The 18,830-nt window shown below is 54.0% G+C and carries 20 protein-coding genes; 15 read left to right on the top strand and 5 right to left on the bottom strand.

The annotated features are described in order from the left end of the window. The first annotated feature begins 95 nt into the window (after positions 1-95). The gene (locus E2L00_RS05395; protein ID WP_167608089.1) at positions 96-581 is read left to right on the top strand and encodes a cold-shock protein; all 486 of its coding nucleotides are present in this window, start codon (positions 96-98) and stop codon (positions 579-581) included. Positions 582-738: 157 nt separating this feature from the next. Here E2L00_RS05395 and flgN read toward each other — a convergent pair whose 3' ends face one another. The 3 genes from flgN to flgA all read right to left on the bottom strand — a co-directional run bounded on the left by flgN (position 739) and on the right by flgA (position 2,215). Then, positions 739-1,164 (bottom strand): flagella biosynthesis chaperone FlgN, encoded by a 426-nt coding sequence (gene flgN, locus E2L00_RS05390; protein ID WP_167608086.1) that lies wholly within the window; start codon positions 1,162-1,164, stop codon positions 739-741. A gap of 4 nt (positions 1,165-1,168) precedes the next feature. Continuing rightward, entirely contained in the window at positions 1,169-1,462 is a 294-nt protein-coding gene (gene flgM, locus E2L00_RS05385) for a flagellar biosynthesis anti-sigma factor FlgM (protein WP_167608083.1), read from the bottom strand. 93 nt (positions 1,463-1,555) lie between these two features. Further along, a complete protein-coding gene (flgA, locus tag E2L00_RS05380; protein ID WP_167608080.1) occupies positions 1,556-2,215 on the bottom strand; it encodes a flagellar basal body P-ring formation chaperone FlgA in 660 nt (219 codons plus the stop codon). 152 nt (positions 2,216-2,367) lie between these two features. On the opposite strand from flgA, the gene flgB reads away from it, so the two are divergent. The 11 genes from flgB to flgL all read left to right on the top strand — a co-directional run bounded on the left by flgB (position 2,368) and on the right by flgL (position 12,277). Beyond that, positions 2,368-2,781, top strand: a complete 414-nt coding sequence (gene flgB, locus E2L00_RS05375) for a flagellar basal body rod protein FlgB (protein WP_167608078.1) — start codon at positions 2,368-2,370, stop codon at positions 2,779-2,781. 2 nt (positions 2,782-2,783) lie between these two features. Beyond that, complete coding sequence (gene flgC / locus E2L00_RS05370) at positions 2,784-3,188, top strand: flagellar basal body rod protein FlgC (RefSeq protein ID WP_167608075.1); 405 nt, start codon at positions 2,784-2,786, stop codon at positions 3,186-3,188. A gap of 11 nt (positions 3,189-3,199) precedes the next feature. After that, complete coding sequence (gene flgD / locus E2L00_RS05365) at positions 3,200-3,877, top strand: flagellar hook assembly protein FlgD (RefSeq protein ID WP_167608073.1); 678 nt, start codon at positions 3,200-3,202, stop codon at positions 3,875-3,877. Positions 3,878-3,903: 26 nt separating this feature from the next. Continuing rightward, entirely contained in the window at positions 3,904-5,172 is a 1,269-nt protein-coding gene (gene flgE, locus E2L00_RS05360) for a flagellar hook protein FlgE (protein ID WP_167608070.1), read from the top strand. Between the two features lie 20 nt (positions 5,173-5,192). Further along, entirely contained in the window at positions 5,193-5,948 is a 756-nt protein-coding gene (locus E2L00_RS05355; protein WP_167608068.1) for a flagellar basal body rod protein FlgF, read from the top strand. A 31-nt stretch (positions 5,949-5,979) separates the two neighbouring features. Next, positions 5,980-6,762 (top strand): flagellar basal-body rod protein FlgG, encoded by a 783-nt coding sequence (gene flgG, locus E2L00_RS05350; protein WP_167608065.1) that lies wholly within the window; start codon positions 5,980-5,982, stop codon positions 6,760-6,762. Positions 6,763-6,817: 55 nt separating this feature from the next. Continuing rightward, positions 6,818-7,513, top strand: coding sequence for a flagellar basal body L-ring protein FlgH (gene flgH / locus E2L00_RS05345; protein ID WP_167608062.1), 696 nt, complete (start codon positions 6,818-6,820; stop codon positions 7,511-7,513). Between the two features lie 12 nt (positions 7,514-7,525). Next, positions 7,526-8,620, top strand: a complete 1,095-nt coding sequence (locus E2L00_RS05340; protein WP_167608060.1) for a flagellar basal body P-ring protein FlgI — start codon at positions 7,526-7,528, stop codon at positions 8,618-8,620. Beyond that, entirely contained in the window at positions 8,620-9,561 is a 942-nt protein-coding gene (gene flgJ / locus E2L00_RS05335; protein WP_167608057.1) for a flagellar assembly peptidoglycan hydrolase FlgJ, read from the top strand. The genes E2L00_RS05340 and flgJ overlap by 1 nt, the downstream gene beginning before the upstream one ends. A gap of 74 nt (positions 9,562-9,635) precedes the next feature. Beyond that, entirely contained in the window at positions 9,636-11,297 is a 1,662-nt protein-coding gene (gene flgK, locus E2L00_RS05330) for a flagellar hook-associated protein FlgK (protein WP_167608054.1), read from the top strand. Positions 11,298-11,314: 17 nt separating this feature from the next. After that, a complete protein-coding gene (flgL, locus tag E2L00_RS05325) occupies positions 11,315-12,277 on the top strand; it encodes a flagellar hook-associated protein FlgL (RefSeq protein ID WP_167608051.1) in 963 nt (320 codons plus the stop codon). 156 nt (positions 12,278-12,433) lie between these two features. On the opposite strand, the gene rne is transcribed toward flgL, so the two are convergent. Further along, entirely contained in the window at positions 12,434-15,709 is a 3,276-nt protein-coding gene (gene rne / locus E2L00_RS05320; RefSeq protein WP_167608049.1) for a ribonuclease E, read from the bottom strand. A gap of 572 nt (positions 15,710-16,281) precedes the next feature. On the opposite strand from rne, the gene rluC reads away from it, so the two are divergent. After that, positions 16,282-17,235, top strand: coding sequence for a 23S rRNA pseudouridine(955/2504/2580) synthase RluC (rluC, locus tag E2L00_RS05315; RefSeq protein WP_167609610.1), 954 nt, complete (start codon positions 16,282-16,284; stop codon positions 17,233-17,235). Between the two features lie 30 nt (positions 17,236-17,265). Here the strand turns inward: rluC and E2L00_RS05310 are convergent, their stop codons facing one another. Then, entirely contained in the window at positions 17,266-17,850 is a 585-nt protein-coding gene (locus E2L00_RS05310) for a Maf family protein (RefSeq protein WP_167608046.1), read from the bottom strand. Between the two features lie 267 nt (positions 17,851-18,117). Here E2L00_RS05310 and yceD point away from each other — a divergent pair, with 267 nt between their 5' ends. Further along, the gene (gene yceD / locus E2L00_RS05305; RefSeq protein WP_167608044.1) at positions 18,118-18,639 is read left to right on the top strand and encodes a 23S rRNA accumulation protein YceD; all 522 of its coding nucleotides are present in this window, start codon (positions 18,118-18,120) and stop codon (positions 18,637-18,639) included. A 16-nt stretch (positions 18,640-18,655) separates the two neighbouring features. Further along, positions 18,656-18,826, top strand: a complete 171-nt coding sequence (gene rpmF / locus E2L00_RS05300; protein ID WP_013508656.1) for a 50S ribosomal protein L32 — start codon at positions 18,656-18,658, stop codon at positions 18,824-18,826. The last annotated feature ends 4 nt before the right edge of the window (positions 18,827-18,830 follow it).

The raw sequence follows: 18,830 nt of genomic DNA, 5'->3' as shown, positions 1-18,830 counted from the left end.
GGCCGTGCATCAAAGGCATGGTCGGCGCGCGCGTTCTGCATTAAACTGCGCGCTGCAAAATTTGGCATATGAACGATTAATTAGGCGGTAAAGCGATGAACGGGACAATCACAACCTGGTTTGAAGAAAAAGGTTTTGGTTTTATCAAAGATGAAAACGGCGATAACCGTTATTTTCACGTGATTAAAGTCGCCAATCCTGAGCTAATCAAAAAAGATGCGGCGGTGACCTTTGAGCCTGGCACCAACAATAAAGGCCTGTCGGCGTATGCGGTGAAGGTGGAGCCGGAAAGCAAATACATCTTTATTGCCGGCGAGCGGATTAAAATCACCTCCATCAAATCCTTCCTCGCGTATAGCGAAGAAGTGCCTGCGGACGCGAAGGTTGATAAAGAGAACGCGGTTCTGTCGGTCGGTTTGCTGATGAACAGCATTCGTCCGAAACAAGAGAAAAAAGCCGGTGAGATGCGCGCGCTTAAGAAGCTTGCGGTTACCACCTTCCAGGGCACCACGCACATTTTCTCAGAAGATGAAATTGACGTGGATGCGACCATGAAGATCCTCAAAGCGCTGCCTCGATAAGAGGAGCCTGCAGGCCGGGGTCTTACGGGGCGTCCGGCCGCGTTACCCATAAAAAATGCCCTCACCCGGAAGGGGGGAGGGCATTTTGTAGTGCTAAACCCGCCGTCTGAAAAATCGCAACGCTCAGGTTAATGGCGTTGTTCTTTGGCGGGATGGGTTAAATTTTTATTTTTTTATTACTGCCACGATTCACCGTCGTGGTCTGTCCATCAGCCCCATAAAGATTGGGTTCCTGGTGCGGCTTAAGTACGGCAAGTGCCTGCTCATTACGCGCTAGCTGATCTTCTAACAGCCAGCCGTTATGTTGGTTAATATCGCGCAAGTGCTGCGTTTTTTGCGTAATCGTCTGCCAGCGCTGGCTGACATCCGTGCCGGAAGCTGCCTCCTGGTTTTGCAGTTCGCGCCGCTGCTGTTCAAGATAGTCAAGCGTCGCCAGCAGCGAGCTTTTATCTTCAGTAACGCGTTGCAATGCGCTGCCGTTTACATGGCCTGCAGACAATTGTTGCTGCTCAGCGTCCATCACTTCTTTGAGTGAATTGAGCACCGCAGTCATTTGATCCAGCACTTCTAACAGACGACTCATGCAATTATTTACTCTGTAAATAGCCCTGGGCTTCCTGAATCAGCGCATCGGCGATTTTGCCGGTATCCATTTTCAGCTCACCGTTACGGATGGCTGTCTTCAGCGCTTCCACACGTTCCATATTAATGTCGCTGGTGCCAGGCTGCATCAGCTTAGCTTGTGCATCGCTTAACGTGACGCTGGTGCTATTGGCCGTCGGGCTTTTTTCCAGACGATTTTTTTGCGCCTGGGTATCGGTAGTTTCGCGCGGCTGAACGGTGCTTACCGGTTTTAAGGGCGACGTGCGATCAATGCTCATTTTTTTATCCTCATCGAGGGGGCTCACGGCGGGGAGCCTGTCAAAATCATTGTTAACTATTTATCGGCAGCCGCCGCAGAATCTTTAAAAAGATTACAGGTTAATCAGAATATTCCCATCAGCATCCACCGTACCGCTCACTATCTGCCCTGAGGACATGCGCACGCGAGCATTTTGCGCCACAGCCGCATTGTTTAATGCCTGGCCTTCACCATTCACGCTAAAGCCTTCGCCTGCCGCCACTACCTGCACGCGCTGACCGGCTTTAATCCGCCAGGACTGGCGCACCATCGACAGCATAATCGGCTGGCCCGGCGCGAAGTCTCTTAGCGTCACCGCATTGTTTGCCTGGTTAATGTTTAGCATGGCGCGCGGAGGAAGCTGATCCAGACGCCCGCGCTTCATTTGCACATTACTTTCGTTAAGCACGGTGCCTCGCGCTAAAGCCTGGGCTGCGACAACATAATCTCCCTGGGCGATAACAGCAACCTGAATATAGCGCTTATCGTTCCCGCAGCGAGCCTGAACGCTAATGTTGCCCCACATCCGGCCATTGTTCGGCATCACGAAGTCGGGGAGCGGGCAGGCAGGTAGCTGAGCATCGGGCGTTTTAACCGTCACCGATACTTCGTCACTTATTCCCGCCAGACGCTGTTGGAAAAACTGGGTTAACGGCGTATCAAGCCGGCTTGCGTTTGCCAGCTGTGCGGCCAGCAATACCGTGATGCCGCCCCAGATTTTCAGACTCTTCATGACGTTTCTCCTTGTTCAGGTTGCAGTGATTTTAACCGCTGGCGGAATTGATCAAGGCGACAAATAGCGATGCATTTTGTGCTTATTCCGTCGATAACGCACGCGTAAGGGGCCGTAAGCTGTCGGACAAATCCTAATTATGCGGAGGGAATATGCTCGACAAACTGGACGCTGCGCTGCAATTTCAGCAGGAAGCGCTTAATTTGCGTGCCCAGCGTCAGGAAATTCTGGCAGCAAATATCGCCAATGCGGATACGCCCGGTTTTCAGGCGCGCGACATCGATTTTGCCAGCGAAATGAAAAAAGTGATGGATCGAGGGCGCGCAGAAGGCAGCGGCGTAACGCTGGCGCTGACCTCTTCCCGCCATATCCCGGCGCAAACCCAGTCAGTTCCGCAGATGGATCTTCTCTACCGTGTTCCTGACCAGCCATCAATGGACGGCAATACCGTCGATATGGACAGGGAACGTACGCAATTTGCGGATAACAGCCTGAAATATCAGTCCGATCTGCAGGTGCTGGGTGGACAAATTAAAAGCATGATGTCCGTGCTACAGGGTAATTAATCATGGCGTTACTGAATATTTTTGATATCGCCGGTTCGGCAATGACGGCGCAGTCCAAGCGTTTGAACGTCGCGGCCAGCAATCTGGCAAACGCCGACAGTGCAACCGGGCCAGACGGCCAGCCATATCGCGCAAAGCAGGTTGTTTTTCAGCTCGATGCAGCCCCGGGAGCGGAAACGGGCGGCGTAAAAGTTAGTGACGTGGTGGAAAGCCAGGATCCTGACAAATTGGTTTATCAGCCAGGCAACCCGCTGGCGGATGCAAAGGGTTATGTGCGGATGCCGAACGTGGATGTGGTGGAGGAGATGGTAAACAGCATGTCCGCCTCGCGCAGCTATCAGGCCAACGTGGAAGTGCTCAACACCGTGAAAAGCATGATGTTGAAAACCCTGACTCTCGGTCAATAAAGGAGTAACACATGTCTATCGCCGTTAATGTGAATGACACTACCAGTGCCGCCAGCAGTACCTCGAGTATCTCAACCACCTCGACAAGCAGCGCTTCGGATCTGCAGAGCAGTTTTCTGACGCTGTTAGTGGCCCAGTTAAAAAATCAGGATCCAACGAACCCGCTGGAAAATAACGAACTGACCTCGCAGCTTGCGCAAATCAGTACGCTTAGCGGCATCGAAAAACTCAATACCACGCTTGGATCGGTTTCAGGCCAGTTGACCAGTAATCAGCAGGTACAGGCAACGACCCTGATTGGTCATGGCGTCATGATCCCAGGCACAAAAATTTTGGCTGGCAGCGATGCAACCACGCCGTTTGGCGTTGAGCTGGAGCAGGCCGCCGATAAAGTCACCGCCACTATTACAGACAGCAGCGGTAAAGTTGTACGCACCATTGATATCGGCAGCCTGACCGCAGGTGTTCATACCTTTACCTGGGACGGCAGCATGACCGATGGCACTACCGCGCCAGACGGTGCCTATAACGTATCAATTGCTGCTAGTAACGGCAGTACTCAACTGGTGGCGCAGCCGCTTAACTTCGCTTTGGTCAACGGCGTGACCAACAATACCGATGGTTCAACCTCGCTGGATCTCGGTACCTATGGGACCACCACCCTCGACGAAATCAGGCAGATTATTTAAGCCTTTAACCTTTGCAGGAGTAAGATATGGCCTTTTCTCAAGCGGTCAGCGGCCTGAATGCTGCGGCCACTAACCTGGACGTGATTGGCAACAATATTGCCAACTCCGCCACCTACGGCTTTAAAGCCGGTACCGCTTCTTTTGCGGATATGTTTGCCGGTTCTAAAGTGGGTCTGGGCGTAAAAGTTGCGGGCATTACCCAGGACTTTAACGACGGCACCACCACCAGCACCGGGCGCGGCCTGGACGTTGCCATTAGCCAGAGCGGTTTCTTCCGTCTGGTCGATGACAACGGTTCCGTGTATTACAGCCGTAACGGCCAGTTCCAGCTGGATGAAAACCGCAATCTGGTTAACATGCAGGGCATGCAGCTGACCGGCTATCCGGCAACCGGCACTCCGCCAACCATCCAGCAGGGCGCAAACCCGGTTGGGCTGTCCGTGCCGAACACGCTGATGGCCGCTAAAACGACCACCAGCGCTGCTATGCAAATCAACCTGAACTCTACTGATAGCGTTCCGACGAAAACCCCGTTTGATGCCACTGATTCAGATACGTACAACAAAAAAGGCAGCGTCACCGTTTATGACAGCCAGGGCAACGCCCATGATGAAAACATCTATTACGTTAAGACAGCAGACAATAAATGGGATGTCTGGACCCAAGATTCAAGCGTTGCGAATTCTAAGGCAACGCAAACTGCGGTAATGAACTTCGATGACAACGGCAATCTGAAATCAGTAAATAATTACGTTAAGGATTCGGCTGATCCAACAAAACTTGTTGAAGGTGCTGCCAACACACAGCCGCAGATCGATATCACCACCGGTACGGTAAACGGCGCCAATCCCGCAACGTTCTCTCTCAGCTTCCTGAACTCCATGCAGCAGAACACCGGCTCGAACAACATCGTGGCGACCAGCCAGAATGGTTACAAGCCAGGCGACCTGGTGAGCTATCAGATCAACGACGACGGTACGGTAGTAGGCAACTACTCCAACGAACAGACTCAGTTGCTGGGCCAGATCGTGCTGTCTAACTTCGCAAACCCGGAAGGGCTGGCGTCCCAGGGCGACAACGTTTGGGCCGCGACCAACTCTTCAGGCGTTGCGCTGCTGGGCACCGCGGGTACAGGCAACTTCGGTTCCCTCACCAGCGGCGCGCTGGAGTCCTCAAACGTCGATCTGAGCAAAGAACTGGTGAACATGATCGTCGCGCAGCGTAACTATCAGTCGAATGCGCAGACCATCAAAACCCAGGATCAGATCCTCAACACGCTGGTTAACCTGCGCTAATCATCTGACGGGATGGCTTAATGGATCACGCAATTTATACCGCCATGGGCGCGGCAAGTCAGACGCTGAATCAACAGGCGGTGACGGCCAGCAACCTGGCAAACGCCTCCACACCTGGTTTTCGCGCGCAGCTCAATGCCCTGCGCGCGGTGCCGGTAGAAGGTCAATCGTTGCCAACCCGTACGCTCGTCGCCGCCTCGACTCCCGGGGCGGATATGAGCCAGGGACAGCTTGATTACACCCAGCGTCCGCTGGATGTCGCCCTGCAGCAAGACGGCTGGCTGGCGGTACAAACTGCGGATGGCTCCGAGGCCTATACCCGCAACGGTAATATGCAGGTGAGCCCGGGCGGCCAGTTGACCATCAACGGGCAACCGGTTATGGGTGACGGCGGGCCGATTGCTGTCCCCGAAGGCGCTGAGATTACCATTGCCGCTGACGGGACAATCTCGTCTCTGAACGCGGGCGATGCGCCTAATACCGTGGCGCCCATTGGCCGCCTGAAGTTAGTCAAAGCGACCGGTCAGGAAGTGATGCGTGGCGACGATGGTTTCTTCCGTCTGAATCCGACAGCGCAGGCCGCGCGTGGCGCGACTTTGCAGGCTGACCCGACCATCTCGGTGATGCCCGGCGTGCTGGAAGGCAGCAACGTAAAGCCCGTGGAAGCAATGACTGACATGATTGCCAACGCCCGTCGTTTTGAGATGCAGATGAAGATTATCTCAGGCGTCGATGAAAACGAGCAGCGTGCTAACCAACTGCTGTCGATGAGCTAAGTAGCCGTCGCGGAAATAACAGGAATTCAACATGATCAGTTCTTTATGGATCGCCAAAACGGGCCTCGACGCCCAACAAACCAACATGGATGTGATTGCCAACAACCTGGCAAACGTCTCCACTAACGGTTTTAAGCGTCAGCGCGCGGTATTTGAAGATCTCCTCTACCAGACCGTTCGTCAGCCGGGGGCGCAATCTTCTGAGCAAACCACGCTGCCGTCCGGTCTGCAAATCGGTACCGGTGTTCGCCCGGTGGCGACCGAGCGTCTGCACAGCCAGGGTAACCTGTCTGAGACCAGCAACAGCAAAGACGTGGCCATCAAAGGCCAGGGCTTCTTCCAGGTCCAGCTGCCGGATGGCTCAAGCGCTTACACCCGTGATGGCTCATTTCAGGTAGACCAGAACGGCCAGCTGGTTACCTCGGGCGGTTTCCAGATTCAGCCGGCGATCACTATTCCGGCCAATGCCCTGACGATAACCATCGGGCGTGACGGCGTCGTGAGCGTGAGCCAACAGGGCCAGGCACAGCCTGTTCAGGTAGGTCAGCTTAACCTGACTACTTTTATGAACGACACCGGGCTGGAAAGCCTGGGTGAAAACCTTTATGCCGAAACCCAGTCTTCCGGTACGCCGAACGAAAGTACGCCGGGGCTAAACGGAGCAGGGCTGTTGTATCAGGGATACGTCGAAACCTCGAACGTGAACGTCGCTGAAGAGCTGGTGAATATGATCCAGGTTCAGCGCGCCTATGAAATCAACAGCAAAGCGGTCTCTACCACGGACCAGATGCTGCAAAAACTGACGCAACTGTAAGAAGTTTGCCGGCGCGCTGGCGCGCGTCGGCGGCTGAAACCTGAAGATGAAAGCAATGCAAAAACCTATGGTACTTCGTCCTGTCGTGATGTGTCTGGTGTTGGCAACAAGCGGCTGCGCCCTGATACCCACCAAACCTCTGGTTGAAGGGGCCACGACTGCCCAGCCGGTACCCGGCCCTGCGCCCGTGATTAACGGATCTATTTTCCAGACCGCGCAGCCCGTGAACTACGGTTATCAACCGCTGTTTGAAGATCGTCGTCCGCGTAACGTAGGTGATACGTTGACCATCCAGCTTCAGGAAAATGTCAGTGCCAGCAAGAGCTCTTCAGCTAATGCCAGCCGCGACGGTAAAACCAACTTCGGCCTGGACGCCACGCCGCGTTATCTCGAAGGCCTGTTTGGCAACAATCGCGCATCCATTGACGGCTCGGGCGGCAACACCTTTAGCGGTAAAGGTGGCGCGAACGCCAGCAATACTTTCAGCGGCACGCTGACCGTAACGGTCGATCAGGTGCTGGCTAACGGCAACCTGCATGTGGTGGGTGAAAAACAAATCGCCATCAATCAGGGCACCGAATTCATTCGCTTCTCAGGCGTGGTGAACCCGCGCACGATTAGCGGCAGCAATACCGTGGCATCCACTCAGGTGGCAGATGCCCGTATCGAATATGTCGGTAACGGCTATATCAATGAAGCGCAGAACATGGGTTGGCTGCAGCGCTTCTTCCTTAATTTATCGCCGATGTAAGCGAGGGGTATCATGGTCAAATATTTATTCGCAGTGCTGATGCTGATGTCATCACTTGTCCAGGCCGATCGTATTCGCGACCTGACCAGCGTGCAGGGCGTACGGGAAAACTCCCTGATTGGCTATGGTCTGGTGGTAGGCCTTGACGGCACCGGCGATCAGACAACGCAAACGCCTTTCACCACGCAAAGCCTGAATAACATGCTTTCGCAGATGGGGATCACCGTGCCGGCCGGCACCAACATGCAGCTTAAGAACGTTGCCGCCGTTATGGTGACGGCAAAGTATCCTGCTTTTGCGCGATCCGGGCAGAATATCGACGTTGTGGTTTCTTCGATGGGCAATGCCAAAAGCCTGCGCGGCGGGACGCTGCTGATGACGCCGATGAAAGGGGTGGATAACCAGGTTTATGCGCTGGCGCAGGGTAACATTCTAGTCGGCGGCGCGGGTGCGGCCGCCGGGGGAAGCAGCGTGCAGGTGAACCAGCTTAACGGCGGACGCATCACCAATGGCGCGGTCATCGAGCGTGAGCTACCGGGCACCTTCGGCCAGGGCAACGTTATTAATTTGCAGCTCAACGACGACGATTTCACCCTCGCTCAGCAAATCACCGATACCATTAACCGTTCCCGCGGCTACGGCAGCGCTTCCGCGCTGGACGCCCGCACGATTCAGATACGTGTCCCGAGCGGCAACAGTTCACAGGTGCGTTTCCTGGCGGATATTCAGAATCTTGAAGTTAACGTGGCGGTTCAGGATGCGAAAGTCATTATTAACTCCCGTACCGGCTCGGTAGTGATGAACCGTGAAGTCACGCTGGATAGCTGCGCCATCGCGCAGGGGAATCTCTCCGTCACCGTTAACCGGCAAAATCAGGTTAACCAGCCGGATACGCCATTCGGCGGCGGGCAGACCGTTGTCACGCCGCAAACGCAAATCGATTTACGCCAGAGCGGCGGCGCCCTGCAAAGCGTGCGCTCCAGCGCCAACCTGAACAACGTGGTGCGTGCGCTCAATACGCTTGGCGCGACGCCAATGGAACTGATGTCGATTCTGCAATCCATGCAAAGCGCGGGCTGCCTGCGTGCAAAAGTGGAAATCATCTGATGCTCAACGATACCCAGTCACTGGCTAATGCCGCGTGGGATGCAACGTCTCTTAACGAGCTGAAAGCGAAGGCCGGACAAGATCCAAAGGGCAATCTGAAGTCAGTTGCCCGCCAGGTGGAGGGGATGTTCGTGCAGATGATGCTGAAAAGCATGCGTGAGGCGCTGCCGAAAGACGGCATTTTCAGCAGCGATCAGTCACGCATGTATACCAGCATGTATGACCAGCAGATCGCGCAGCAGCTCAGCGCCAAAGGGCTGGGGCTTGCGGATATGATGGTCAAGCAGATGGGTGAAAACGCCGACCCGTCGGAAGAGGCGGGCAAAGTACCTATGAAGTTTGATTTGTCGACGGTGACCAGCTTCCAGAATCAAACGCTCACGCAGATGGTGCGTCAGGCCATCCCCAAAGCGCCTTCCAACGAAGAGCCGCTTAGCGGTGACAGCAAAGACTTTCTCGCGCAGCTTTCGCTCCCGGCGCGTCTGGCGAGCGAGCAAAGCGGCATTCCTCATCACCTGATTCTGGCGCAGGCTGCGCTGGAGTCCGGCTGGGGGCAACGACAAATCCTCACCGCTAATGGCGAGCCGAGTTTCAACCTGTTTGGCGTGAAGGCCTCCGCCGGATGGAAGGGGCCGGTGACGGAAATCACCACGACTGAATACGAAAACGGCGAGTCAAAAAAAGTTAAAGCCAAATTCCGCGTATACGGCTCGTATCTTGAGGCGCTCTCCGACTATGTAGGGATGCTGACCCGCAACCCGCGCTACGCCGCTGTGACCAACGCCAGCACGCCAGAGCAGGGCGCTCAGGCATTGCAGAAAGCCGGTTATGCCACCGATCCGAACTACGCGCGCAAGCTTACGGGCATGATTCAGCAGATGAAAGCCATGAGCGATAAAGTCGCTAAAGCCTATAACAACGATCTGTCAAATTTGTTCTGATTAAACTCAAGTCCTGCGGTGGGCTGCCGATACTACTCGACAGACCCGTGACAATACGTGCTTAAGGAACCTTCATGTCCAGTAGCCTGATTAACAGTGCCATGAGTGGCCTGAGTGCTGCTCAGGCGGCGCTGAACACCGTCAGTAATAACATTTCGAACTATAACGTAGCGGGCTATACCCGCCAGACGACATTACTGTCTCAGACCAACAGCACCCTGGGAGCCGGTGGCTATACAGGAAACGGGGTGTACGTAAGCGGCGTGCAACGTGAATACGATGCGTTTATTACTAACCAGCTTCGTGCAGCGCAAACTCAAAACAGCGGCCTGAGTACGCAATATCAGGAAATGTCAAAAATTGATGACCTGTTCTCCGGCACGACTAATACGCTGGCAACGACCATGCAAAGTTTCTTTACCGGCCTGCAAACGCTGAGCAGTAACGCCGAAGATTCGGCGGCTCGTCAGGCGCTGCTTGGCCAGTCTGAAGGGCTGGTGAACCAGTTTAAAGTGATGGATCAGTATCTGCGCGATCAGGATAAGCAGATTAACGGCACAATCCAGAGCAGCGTCGAACAAATCAATAACTATGCTTCACAAATCGCGAACCTGAACGATCAGATTTCTCGTCTGAAAGGTATCAGCGGGGGCGCTGCGCCAAACGACCTGCTCGATCAGCGTGACCAACTGGTCAGCGATCTGAACCAGATTGTTGGCGTAGAAGTCAGCGTGCAGGACAGCGGCAGTTATAACGTTTCAATCGCTAACGGGACTTCCCTGGTACAGGGAAGCACCGCGAAGCAGCTTGCGGCCGTGCCGTCCAGCGCCGATTCTTCACGGCTCACCGTAGCTTACGTAGACAAAGTTTCCGGCACGGTTGAAATTCCTGAAAGCCAGTTAACCACCGGTTCGTTGGGTGGAATATTAACGTTCCGTAGTCAGGATCTCGACAAGGCACGTAATAGCCTTGGGCAACTGGCGTTGTCATTTGCTGATTCTATTAACCAGCAACATGCCGAGGGTTATGATGCCAATGGTGTTAAGGGTGGAGCCCTGTTTGACATTGGCAGCCCGTCAGTGCTCAGTAACGCGAAAAATAAAGGCACAGCTGAGCTGACGGCAACCGTTGAAAATAGTTCAGAAGTTCAGGCAAGCGACTATAAAGTCGAATTCAGCGATTCAGGCTGGCAGGTTACTCGCTTGTCTGATAACGCTAACATTAGCGCAACGCAGGAAAAGAATGCTGATGGTGATGTTACCGGCCTGGAATTTGATGGGCTGAAAATTGACCTCAGCGGCACGGCTAAGGCAAACGACAGCTTTACCGTGAAACCGGTGGCTAACGCCATAGTGAACATGAGCGTGGAGATTACTGATGAAAGTAAACTTGCGCTCGCTTCTGAATCCGATGCGGGCGACAGCGATAACCGCAACGCGCAGGCTTTACTCGCTCTGCAAACGGCTAAACAAGTCGGAGGCTCTAAATCGTTTAACGACGCCTATGCGGGCCTTATCAGCGATATCGGGAATAAAACGGCCAGCCTTGAAGTTACCAGCACCACGCAAAGCAATGTGGTGACTCAGCTTAGCAATCAGCAGCAATCCATCTCCGGGGTTAACCTGGATGAAGAGTATGGCAACCTGCAACGTTATCAGCAGTACTATCTGGCTAACGCACAGGTTCTACAAACCGCATCAAGTATATTCGATGCGCTGCTCTCATCAATTCAATAACTGAGGAATCATAGCGAATGCGTATCAGTACTCAGATGATGTACGACCAGACTATGCGCGGCGTGACTAACGCCCAGAGCACATGGCTGGGCTATGGTGAACAAATGTCGACCGGCCTGCGGGTCAACAGACCTTCTGACGATCCGGTTGCGGCTTCCCAGGCGGTAGTGTTGTCACAGGCCCAGTCTCAAACCAGCCAGTACGCGCTGGCCCGAACTTTTGCGACACAAAAAGTTTCGCTGGAAGAAAACGTGCTGTCACAGGTGACGACCGCGATTCAAACCGCGCAGGAAAAGATTGTTAATGCAGGTAACGGAACGTTAAGTGATGATGACCGTGCTTCTCTGGCAACGGAGATTAGCGGGATTCGCGATCAGATCCTGAACCTGGCAAACAGCACCGACGGTAACGGCCGCTATATTTTCGCAGGTTACAAAACCGAAACGGCTCCTTTTAGTGATGGAGCAGAAGGGGTTAGCTACGATGGCGGTAAAACGGCTATTACACAATCCGTGGACGCCTCCCGTACGATGACAATCGGCCACACGGGCGCTCAGGTTTTCAATACCATCACCAGCAATGCGATAGCGGAACCGGATAATACCGATCCTGAAACCGATCTGTTCAAAATGCTTGATACGGCTATCGCTGCCCTAAACACTCCGACTGCAGATCTTGATGACGATCAGAAGGCCGATTTAACCGCAGTGATTGATAAAACTAACCGCGGCCTTAAGAACTCGCTTAACAACGTTTTGACCGTACGTTCAGAACTGGGTACCCAGCTAAACGAGTTAAGCGCTCTGGACTCATTAGGCGATGACCGCGCGGTAGACCAGCAGACGCAGATGAGCAGCCTGGTTGACGTTGACTGGAATTCAACAATTTCCTCTTACACCATGCAGCAGGCCGCGCTTCAGGCGGCGTATAAAGCGTTTACGGATATGCAGGGCATGTCTTTGTTCCAGCTGAATTCGTAATAGTTTTTGTCTTTGGGCGTGTCATGAAACTGGACACGCATCATGTGCCCACTTCCGCACCGCGGAGTGGGCTTTTTTTTATCCGCAATTCAGGAGGAGCACAGGCATAAAAAAAGCCGGTCAGTTGCCTGACCGGCTTTTGCTAAGCGGCTGATATTACTCGGCGCTTTGTGGGCGAGTCGCCGGCGCTGTCGCCTGATGCGTTGCGCTATGGCCACCCGCAGACCCACGGCCGGTAAACTCAAAGTCCGGGCGGACCCAGTCGCTTGTACGCGCTGGCTCTGGCGTGTAATCAGGTGCAGGAGCGCGCGTCATTGGCGCTGTGGCGTGCTTAACAGCGTGTGGAACTGGTACAGGCGCTGCCGCTGGCTCTACAGCAGGCATCGTTTTAACAACCGCTTCAGGTTCTGATTGCGCTGGTTTGCTCTCTTCAGCGGTTGCAACCGGTGCTTCCGGGGCAGTTTGTTCCACTACCACAGGGGCAACTTCTGCCATTTCTGCCGTCTGAGCAGCTTCTGGCGACGCTTCAACTTCAGCTGGAGCCACTTCTTCAATCACCTGTTCAGCGACCACTTCGTCCTGCGCGGCGATAAGCTGAGGCTGTTCGCTAACCGGCGTCGCAATCACTTCCGGATGCGTAGTTTCAACGACTGGCTCAGCCACTGGCGTCTCCTGAACTACGGGCTCAGAAATCGCAACCTCTTCTGGCTGCTGAACGGCTGCTGTAACCTGTGCTTCTTCCACAACAGCGTCGTTCTGCACTTCTTCCTGCGCCGCAACGTCCTGACGGGCAATTGGATAGCTGATCCAGGCTTTACCGGATGCCAGCTCAGGCGATGCGCAGGCAATGGTTAACGGCATTGGAGACTGGGTTGGGTAACGCTCATCACGATAGCGACGACGACGCTGGCCGCTGACACGCAGGTGGCGTGGGGAACGACGTGAACGACGCGGCATACCATTAGCGTCATTACGTGAATCGCCGTTCTCGTCCTGCTCGCTTGCGGGTGCTTCAACCACGGCTGGCAAAGGAATAGTAGCCAGCTCGGTGTGAGACGTATCGACCGCCTGCGCCGGGGCTGCTTCTTCCTGAGCCGCCGCTGTAGCCTGCTGCGCCGGAGCTGCTGCTTCCTGAGCCGCCGCTGCCGCCTGAGCTGCAGCAATATCTTCAACGGATTCGAAACGAATTTTCTGGTTCAGCTGGCGCTGTTTACGGCGCGGCATAACCTGAACGCGTTCTTCCTGCTCGGCTTCGACTTCAACGACTTCGTCGCGTTGCAGCGTTTTAACTTCCTGCTGCGCCTGACGTTTGTCATCGTTGCGACGGCGGTTACGATCGCGACGCGGCTGCTGCTCGTCGCGTGCTTTCGGTTTTTCAACTTCTTCCGCTACGTTCTGGCGAGTTTCACGAACTTCTGCGGTTTGCTGCTGACCCTGGCCCTGGCGACGATTGCGACGGTTTTCTTCACGATTTTCACGCGGCTCGCGGCTTTCACGAACCTCGCGATTTTCACGAACCTCGCGATTTTCGTTACGGTTATCACGGTCGCGGTTGGTGCGATCGCCACGATCGCGACGGTTGTTCTGGCGGCGGTTGTTACGACGCTCCTGACCCTGGCGTTGCGTTGCCGTCTCAGCAGGCTTCTCTTCTTTAACTTCTTTGCTCTCAACGGTAGCTTCACCGGCAAATAGGTTTTTCAGCGCGCTGACGATGCGGCTAACAAGCCCAGGCTGCGCTGGCGCTTTAGGTTGTGCAGGCGCTGCGGTTTTAGCCGCGGCTACAGGTTTCGCCGCAGGCGCTGCTTCCGGCGGAGCTGCCGGCACGTCTGGCATCACGAAAGTGGCAAGCGCTGGCTGTTCCGGGCGTTTACGCTCGGCGTGCTCTTCATCAGAAGGCATTGCCATCTCTTCTTCATGCAGCTTCGGCAGCATGTAGCTTAGCGTTTTGGTTTCTTCGCCTTTACGCACGCGTAAAACGGAGTAGTGCGGCGTTTCCATTCGATCGTTTGGCACGATAATGGCTTTTACGCCACCCTGACGGGTTTCAATGGCGCTTACCGCATCACGTTTTTCGTTCAGCAGGTAAGAGGCAACCTGCACCGGAACGATAGCGTGGACTTCCTGGGTATTCTCTTTCAGCGCTTCCTCTTCAATCAGGCGCAGAATGGAGAGCGACAGGGATTCGTTGTCACGAATTGTGCCGGTACCGCTACAGCGCGGACACACATGGTGGCTTGACTCACCCAGTGACGGGGAGAGGCGCTGACGGGACATTTCCAGCAGGCCGAAGCGAGAAATATGGCTGATCTGGATACGGGCACGGTCCTGACGCACAGCCTCGCGCAGACGGTTTTCAACCGCACGCTGGTGGCGAACCGGAGTCATATCAATAAAGTCGATAACAATCAGGCCGCCAAGGTCACGCAGGCGGAGCTGACGGGCGATTTCGTCGGCTGCTTCAAGGTTAGTGTTAAAGGCCGTCTCTTCGATATCACCACCGCGGGTTGCGCGAGCGGAGTTAATATCGATAGCGGTCAGGGCTTCGGTGGTGTCGATAACAATTGAACCACCGGACGGCAGACGGACTTCACGCTGGAAAGCGGACTCAATCTGCGACTCAATCTGATAATGGCTGAACAGCGGAATTTCACCGGTGTAGAGCTTAATTTTGCTGCTGAAATCCGGACGACCCAGCGCGCCGATGTGCTGACGAGCCAGCTCAAGTACTTTCGGGTTATCGATAAGGATCTCACCGATGTCCTGACGCAGATAGTCGCGGAAGGCACGCACGATAACGTTGCTTTCCTGGTGAATAAGGAACGGAGCAGGGCGGCTCTCAGCGGCTTTAAGAATAGCTTCCCAGTGTTTCAGGCGGAAGCTTAAGTCCCATTGCAGCGCTTCAGCGGATTTACCCACGCCGGCAGTACGTACAATCAGGCCCATGCCGTCCGGCAGTTCCAGAGAAGAAAGCGCTTCTTTCAGTTCGGTACGGTCGTCACCCTCAATGCGGCGTGAAATACCGCCGGCACGTGGGTTGTTCGGCATCAGCACCAGATAACTACCGGCCAGGCTGATAAAGGTGGTTAAGGCTGCGCCTTTATTGCCACGTTCTTCTTTATCAATCTGGACAATCACTTCCTGGCCTTCGCGCAGAACGTCTTTAATGTTCGGGCGACCGTGTGATGAATAATTAGACGGGAAATATTCGCGGGCAATTTCTTTCAGGGGGAGGAAACCATGACGTTCCGCGCCGTAATCTACAAACGCCGCTTCCAGACTTGGTTCAACGCGGGTGATTTTTCCTTTATAGATGTTGGCCTTTTTCTGTTCGTGACCTGGGCTTTCAATATCCAGATCGTACAGACGCTGCCCATCTACAAGGGCGACACGCAACTCTTCTTGCTGAGTTGCGTTTATTAGCATTCTTTTCATCGTAACTTACTCATTATTCTTACATTGGTGATGAGCTACGGGCATGGTAACGCTGACCGGGAATGAACCGATGGCCTCGTGACTAAACGCACAGTCGCCAACCTCACGGTTGTCGCTTGCTGAGAGGCGCAAAGTGTCGGTAGCCTGTATTTCATACGGAAATACAGCGCAATTATCGTGGGAACAAGTCCTGGAAATAGTTTCGCAAGCGTTGATTCCATTTACCGGCCAGGCTGCAACCCGCAGCCCGCTAACTGCCTGAAAGTACATTACGTCTTACGCCATTGCTGCGTGGATGTTCTTTCAGACAAAAATGGTAATTCCGCAAAATTCCTTGCGCTAACAAGTATCAACACGGAAAACCGCAACATTATTCCATTGCTAACCTTATTATAGCAAGATGACTTTTGCCTTTGGTGCCTCGTTTCTTACAGATTTTTAACCCGCTTTTTTTCTGCCTTGGGCAGAAAGTGCAAAAAGACAGGTTATATCGTCTTGAACCGGGCAGATTGTCAGTTAAGCACATAAAAATGAGTGGCGCTATGCGCGTACGCTATTTAGAATCGCCGACCATGAAAACCCAGACACCTTCCGTAAAAATCGTTGCTATTTCCGCCGATGAGGCCGGGCAACGTATCGACAATTTTTTGCTCTCCCGTTTAAAGGGCGTGCCGAAAAGTATGATCTATCGCATTTTGCGCAAAGGCGAAGTGCGCGTGAATAAAAAACGCATCAAGCCGGAGTACAAGCTCGAGGACGGCGATGAAGTCAGAATTCCGCCCGTCAGAGTGGCCGAGCGTGAAGATGCGCCGGTCTCACCGCACCTGCAGAAAGTGGCGGCGCTGGCTGACGCTATTCTCTATGAAGATGAGCATATCCTTGTGCTGAACAAGCCTTCAGGCACGGCGGTGCATGGCGGAAGCGGATTAAGCTTTGGCGTAATCGAAGGCCTGCGTGCGCTGCGCCCGGAAGCGCGCTTCCTGGAACTCGTTCATCGCCTGGACCGTGATACGTCCGGCATCCTGCTGGTGGCGAAAAAGCGTTCCGCGCTACGTTCGTTACATGAACAACTGCGCGAAAAAGGCATGCAGAAGGATTATCTGGCGCTGGTTCGCGGTCAATGGCAGTCGCACATGAAAGTGGTGCAGGCTCCGCTGCTGAAAAACATTCTGCAAAGCGGCGAACGCATCGTGCGCGTTAACAGCGAAGGTAAAGCTTCAGAGACGCGTTTTAAGGTCGAAGAGCGCTACAAGTTCGCGACGCTGGTGCGCTGTAGTCCGGTGACTGGCCGCACGCACCAGATTCGCGTGCATACGCTCCATGCCGGGCATCCTATCGCCTTCGATGACCGCTACGGCGATCGTGAATTTGATAAGCAGCTGGCAGGCACAGGTTTAAATCGCCTGTTCTTGCATGCTGCCGCGCTACGCTTTACGCATCCGAACACCGGTGAAATTATGCGCGTTGAAGCCCCGCTGGATGAGCAGCTCAAACGGTGCCTGACGGCGTTGCGCAACGCCAGCTGATGAATGACGCTCCTGTCCGGGAGCGTTTCTTTATGCCAGCAGCGGATTACATCCCTCGTTTATTAACATCTCGCACAAAGCAATTAATGGCAGCCCAATGAGCGTGTTGGGATCGCGCCCCTCCAGCCGTTCAAACAGCGTAATGCCCAGCCCTTCGCTTTTAAAGCTGCCCGCACACTGCAACGGCTGTTCTTTGCGAACGTAATTGCGGATCTCTTCTTCACTCAAGTGGCGAAAATGCACATCAAAAGGTTCGCACATCGTCTGTAGATGGCCGTTTTGCGAATTATAAAGCGCAAGTCCGGTATAAAAAGTCACGATGCCGCCGCGAGCGAGAAGCAGCTGCTGCACCGCATTTTCTTCAGTATGCGGTTTACCAGCAATCTGATTATTCAGGACACAAACCTGATCCGAACCGATAATTAAATGCGCGGGAAAATTATTTCTTAACGCCTGCGCTTTGGTCTGAGCAAGGCGGGTAACCAGTTCACGCGCGCTCTCGCCGACGTGCGGCGTTTCATCTGTAAGAGGCGAGGCGGTAATAAACGGTACGCCAAGTTTTTCAAGCAGGGCGCGGCGAAAGGGTGAGGTGGAAGCCAGCACGATAGGTTGCATGTTTTTTCATTAAAGATAGCGAATTGGATAAAGGCATTTTAAACTGTGCCACACGCAATGTGTGCGAATATACCCGTCATATTTTAAGCCGCAGGTGTGTTACCTGCACTCACTCATCCCGGTCACTTACTTTAGTAAGCGCCTGGGGATGCCTGAGCTGGGCGCCTGCCTGCAACTTAAACTATTTAGGGTAGAAATGGCAAAAGGCGCTGTTTCGAGGCCTTTTTCTTTGACTCTACGACGTTACAAAGTTAATATGCGCGCCCTATGCAAAAGGTAAAATTACCCCTGACTCTCGATCCGGTTCGTACGGCTCAAAAACGCCTTGATTACCAGGGTGTTTATACGCCTGAACAGGTTGAGCGCGTCGCCGAATCTGTGGTCAGTGTGGACAGTGATGTAGAATGCGATATGACGTTTGCTATCGATAACCAGCGCCTCGCGGTTTTAACCGGCGATGCAAAGGTATCGGTGACGCTCTCATGTCAGCGTTGCGGGAAGCCGTTTGCTCATCAGGTCTACACACAGTATTGTTTTAGTCCGATCGTCAAAGACGAGCAGGCTGAAGCACTCCCGGAAGCGTATGAGCCGGTTCAGGTTAACGAATTTGGCGAAATCGATCTGCTGGCGTTGGTGGAAGATGAAATCATCCTCTCCTTGCCAGTGGTTCCGGTGCATGATTCTGAACACTGTGAAGTGTCCGAGGCGGACATGGTCTTTGGCAAACTGCCTGCAGAGGCGGAGAAACCAAACCCATTTGCCGTATTAGCCAGTTTAAAGCGTAAGTAATTGAGGAGTAAGGTCCATGGCCGTACAACAGAATAAACCAACCCGTTCCAAACGTGGCATGCGTCGTTCCCATGACGCGCTGACCACCACCACCCTGTCCGTGGACAAAGTTTCTGGCGAAACTCATCTGCGTCACCACATCACCGCCGACGGTTACTACCGCGGCCGCAAGGTTATCGCTAAGTAATCTG

Origin of the sequence: Cedecea colo, from assembly GCF_011808225.1 — a bacterium.
Lineage (GTDB): Bacteria > Pseudomonadota > Gammaproteobacteria > Enterobacterales > Enterobacteriaceae > Dryocola > Dryocola colo.
Note: the sequence above shows the minus strand (reverse complement) of the source record. Positions and strands in the feature narration are given on the sequence as shown.

What these genes read in the sequence shown, in the direction of transcription:
- E2L00_RS05395 (WP_167608089.1), top strand. Translation starts at nt 96, where the DNA reads ATGAACGGGACAATCACAACCTGGTTTGAAGAAAAAGGTTTTGGTTTT.
- flgN (WP_167608086.1), bottom strand. Translation starts at nt 1,164, where the DNA reads ATGAGTCGTCTGTTAGAAGTGCTGGATCAAATGACTGCGGTGCTCAAT.
- flgM (WP_167608083.1), bottom strand. Translation starts at nt 1,462, where the DNA reads ATGAGCATTGATCGCACGTCGCCCTTAAAACCGGTAAGCACCGTTCAG.
- flgA (WP_167608080.1), bottom strand. Translation starts at nt 2,215, where the DNA reads ATGAAGAGTCTGAAAATCTGGGGCGGCATCACGGTATTGCTGGCCGCA.
- flgB (WP_167608078.1), top strand. Translation starts at nt 2,368, where the DNA reads ATGCTCGACAAACTGGACGCTGCGCTGCAATTTCAGCAGGAAGCGCTT.
- flgC (WP_167608075.1), top strand. Translation starts at nt 2,784, where the DNA reads ATGGCGTTACTGAATATTTTTGATATCGCCGGTTCGGCAATGACGGCG.
- flgD (WP_167608073.1), top strand. Translation starts at nt 3,200, where the DNA reads ATGTCTATCGCCGTTAATGTGAATGACACTACCAGTGCCGCCAGCAGT.
- flgE (WP_167608070.1), top strand. Translation starts at nt 3,904, where the DNA reads ATGGCCTTTTCTCAAGCGGTCAGCGGCCTGAATGCTGCGGCCACTAAC.
- E2L00_RS05355 (WP_167608068.1), top strand. Translation starts at nt 5,193, where the DNA reads ATGGATCACGCAATTTATACCGCCATGGGCGCGGCAAGTCAGACGCTG.
- flgG (WP_167608065.1), top strand. Translation starts at nt 5,980, where the DNA reads ATGATCAGTTCTTTATGGATCGCCAAAACGGGCCTCGACGCCCAACAA.
- flgH (WP_167608062.1), top strand. Translation starts at nt 6,818, where the DNA reads ATGCAAAAACCTATGGTACTTCGTCCTGTCGTGATGTGTCTGGTGTTG.
- E2L00_RS05340 (WP_167608060.1), top strand. Translation starts at nt 7,526, where the DNA reads ATGGTCAAATATTTATTCGCAGTGCTGATGCTGATGTCATCACTTGTC.
- flgJ (WP_167608057.1), top strand. Translation starts at nt 8,620, where the DNA reads ATGCTCAACGATACCCAGTCACTGGCTAATGCCGCGTGGGATGCAACG.
- flgK (WP_167608054.1), top strand. Translation starts at nt 9,636, where the DNA reads ATGTCCAGTAGCCTGATTAACAGTGCCATGAGTGGCCTGAGTGCTGCT.
- flgL (WP_167608051.1), top strand. Translation starts at nt 11,315, where the DNA reads ATGCGTATCAGTACTCAGATGATGTACGACCAGACTATGCGCGGCGTG.
- rne (WP_167608049.1), bottom strand. Translation starts at nt 15,709, where the DNA reads ATGAAAAGAATGCTAATAAACGCAACTCAGCAAGAAGAGTTGCGTGTC.
- rluC (WP_167609610.1), top strand. Translation starts at nt 16,282, where the DNA reads ATGAAAACCCAGACACCTTCCGTAAAAATCGTTGCTATTTCCGCCGAT.
- E2L00_RS05310 (WP_167608046.1), bottom strand. Translation starts at nt 17,850, where the DNA reads ATGCAACCTATCGTGCTGGCTTCCACCTCACCCTTTCGCCGCGCCCTG.
- yceD (WP_167608044.1), top strand. Translation starts at nt 18,118, where the DNA reads ATGCAAAAGGTAAAATTACCCCTGACTCTCGATCCGGTTCGTACGGCT.
- rpmF (WP_013508656.1), top strand. Translation starts at nt 18,656, where the DNA reads ATGGCCGTACAACAGAATAAACCAACCCGTTCCAAACGTGGCATGCGT.